Origin of the sequence: Roseiarcus sp., from assembly GCF_052145395.1 — a bacterium.
In the GTDB taxonomy this organism is placed as follows: Bacteria; Pseudomonadota; Alphaproteobacteria; order Rhizobiales; family Beijerinckiaceae; genus Roseiarcus.
This window is the reverse complement of sequence record NZ_JBKQOT010000676.1, coordinates 1-3025: the sequence shown is the minus strand read 5'-3', so window position 1 is coordinate 3025 and position 3025 is coordinate 1. Positions and strand designations below refer to the sequence as shown.

Annotated in this window: 4 protein-coding genes and 1 pseudogene; all 5 read left to right on the top strand. The window is 69.7% G+C overall.

Features of this window, described 5'->3' with window-relative positions; all coding sequences use genetic code 11:
• Positions 1–265 (top strand): hypothetical protein (locus ACLP25_RS23170; RefSeq protein ID WP_442471488.1); only part of this gene is annotated, 265 nt, incomplete at its 5' end.
• A 140-nt stretch (positions 266–405) separates the two neighbouring features.
• A complete protein-coding gene (locus tag ACLP25_RS23165) occupies positions 406–843 on the top strand; it encodes a DUF1489 family protein (RefSeq protein ID WP_442471487.1) in 438 nt (145 codons plus the stop codon).
• 133 nt (positions 844–976) lie between these two features.
• Positions 977–1654, top strand: coding sequence for a DUF6544 family protein (locus ACLP25_RS23160; protein WP_442471486.1), 678 nt, complete (start codon positions 977–979; stop codon positions 1652–1654).
• A gap of 89 nt (positions 1655–1743) precedes the next feature.
• Positions 1744–2454, top strand: coding sequence for a VWA domain-containing protein (locus ACLP25_RS23155; RefSeq protein WP_442471485.1), 711 nt, complete (start codon positions 1744–1746; stop codon positions 2452–2454).
• An 80-nt stretch (positions 2455–2534) separates the two neighbouring features.
• Positions 2535–3025: pseudogene (locus ACLP25_RS23150) on the top strand (hypothetical protein); the annotation flags it as partial.

Here is a 3025-nt window from a genome sequence, read left to right as displayed (position 1 = left end):
GCGTCACGAAGCCCGTGTCGGCGGCGGCTTTCTCTGGGTGGATTTCGTTCCGTCGATCGGCGCGGTCAGCGCTATGGCGCAGGAGCGCGACCAGACGGTGACTCACTTCGGCTTTGGGTCCGAGGAGCTTGCGGAGCTCGCCAAGGCTGTCGCCGATTCCGGCGTTTCTCGCCTTGCGCCGGCAGGGGCGGCGCTCGACTTCGACTCGATCTGGGACGGCTACGACCTGCCGTTCGAGCTCACGCGACTCGTCCGGGTGGGGTGACGACCGAACCGCCTTTGATGTCGTTCGAAATCCAGGAGGACCACGGGCGTCGCCCGACGGCGGCGCGCGTTCCGCCCTCCCGCTTGTGGATAGGGACACGGCGCACGTGCACGGCTGACCCATCCTGATAGGATGGCGCGATGCCCCTTCACCTGATCAAGCTCTGCGTCGGCGCGGATTCGCTCGAAGACTTGCGCACATGGATGGCGGCGCGGATGCGCGAGGCGGAGAAGCGCGGCGCGCCGGCCCGCCATGCCCATGTCACCCGTATGGCCCCGAAGCGGGCGGACGAACTGACCGATGGAGGCTCGCTGTACTGGGTGATCAAGGGGCAGATCGGGGCGCGGCAGGCGATCCTCGGCGTCGAGCGGTTCAGGGACGCTGACGGGATCGGGCGCTGCAAGCTCTGGCTCGACGGCGAGGTGGTCCCGGTCGCGCCCCGCCCGATGCGGGCCTTCCAGGGGTGGCGCTATTATGAACCAAAGGACGCGCCGCCAGACCTCGACGGCCGTGGGGCTGGTGTGGCGGCGATGCCGGAAGGGCTGCGGCGCGAACTGGCGGCGCTGGGGCTGCTATGAACGGGATTGCCAACACTGCGCTGCGCTCCTTGGGTGGCGAGACGCCGCCCCTCCGACTCGTTTCCCCACTCGGGCGGCGGCGAGCCAGACGCCTGCGCCCGCGACGTCCGGCCAGGGCCGGCGGACCGTCGCCATGGATGAGGAGACGACCGCCCTCGTTGCTCGTGTCCGGCGATTCGCCATGCCGGATGGCGACGTCGAACCCCGCGAGATCGTCTTCGCCCAGGAAGGCGAGATCCGGCTCCAACCGGGAGCGGCGTGGCGACCGTTTGGCGCGGAGCAGCGGATGGCCGGCGCTGGCCCCGACTTCCTCTGGCGAGCCAAGGTCCGCATGGCGCCGCTCGCGCCGGTGACGGTCGTCGACGCCTTCGAGAACGGCGCCGGGCGACTCACGGCGTCGCTGTTTGGGCTCCTGCCCGTGGCGCGCGGCAGGGGCGAGGAATTTGACCGGGGCGAATTGCAGCGGGCGCTGGCCGAGCTGCCCTGGCGCCCGTTCGCCATCGGCCGCCTGCCGGATACGGCCTGGGAGAGCCCGGATGGCCAAACGCTTCGCGCGACCTACGACGATGCCCATGTCCGTGCGAGCGTCGAATTCACGGTCGACGCAGAGGGACGGGTGACCGGCGGGTCGGCGCTGCGCCCGCGAGCCGTCGGCCGGACGACGGTTGACACGCCGTGGCGTGGCGTATTCGGCGAGTGGCGCCGGTTCGGCCGCCTCCGGATTCCGACCTGGGCCGAAGTCGCCTGGATTTTGCCGGATGGCCCATTCCCTTACTGGCGCGGCCGGATTGTCACGTTTCCCGAATTGTGACGGACGAAGCAAATTTCTCAAATCGCCGCTTGCCGAAATCGTCACGACGCACAATGTGCAACTCCGTCCACCCGCCTGTTGAACTCGTCATGGACAAGACACGGAACACGCCGGTTCCGCAGCCCGGCAAGAGCGACGACATCGCCTCGTTTCTGGACGACGCGCGGCGGACGCCGGCGCCCACGTCCTCGGGGCGCGGACGGCTGATCTTCGCCCTCGACGCCACCATGAGTCGGCAGCCGACCTGGGACGTCGCCCAGCGCCTCCAGGCGAAGATGTTCCAGGTCGCCGCAGGGTTCGGCGGCCTCGAGGTCCAGCTCGTCTTTTATCGCGGCTTGGGCGAGTGCAAAGCGTCGAGATTCGTCTCCGAGGGACGCGGCCTCGCCGAACTCATGAGCCGAATCGCGGTGCGGGGGGGCGAGACCCAGATCCGCCGCGTGCTGGCGCACGCCCGCAACGAGGCCAAGCGGGCGAAGGTCGGCGCGCTCGTCTTCGTCGGCGACGCGATGGAGGAGAACCCGGACGCGCTCGCCGCGCTCGCCGGCGAGCTCGCCTTGCAGGGGGTGAGGGCGTTCATGTTCCAGGAAGGCGGCGACCCGTCGGCGCGGCGCGTCTTCTCGGAGATCGCCCGGCTCACCGGCGGCGCCTATAGTGCGTTCGATTCGGGCGCGACGTCGCGGCTCGAGGCGCTGCTGCGCGCGGCGGGCGCCGATGCGGCGGGCGGACACCAGGCGCTCGCGCAGGAAGCCGAATACGACGCGACGGCGCGGCTCCTGCTGTCGCAGATGCGGGGATCGTGAAACTCGCATAGCGTCTATGCGCGCGGGACTTCCCGCTTCGGTCGCGCGGTCGGGCGCGGCGACACGAAGGCATTGCTTCGATGAATTTCGTCATCGGTCTGATTTTGCTGATGCTTCTCCTGTCAGCGATCAGGCAGTTCGCACGCATGAACCCCGCCGATGTGGCTCGCGCCGTCCGAACCGGCGGCGGCGTGCTGGGTCTGATCGGCGCGGCGCTGCTTCTTCTGCGGGGTCAGATCTTCATCGCGGCGGCCTTGGCCGGAGTGGCGGCGAGCTTCGCCGGCTGGCGAAAATTTGGGCAGTGGGCGTCCTTCCGCTGGCCCGCGAGCGGCGCTGGAGCGCGAAACGGGCGGGTGACGACGGCCCGCTCGGCGATGCTCGAGATGCGGCTCGATCACGACAGCGGCGTGATGACCGGCGCAGCGCTGGCGGGAACCTTTGCCGGCCGGTCGCTGGACACGCTGTCGCGTCCTGAGCTTCTGAGCCTCGGCGAGGAGCTTCGCCGGCTGGCGAAAATTTGGGCAGTGGGCGTCCTTCCGCTGGCCCGCGAGCGGCGCTGGAGCGCGAAACG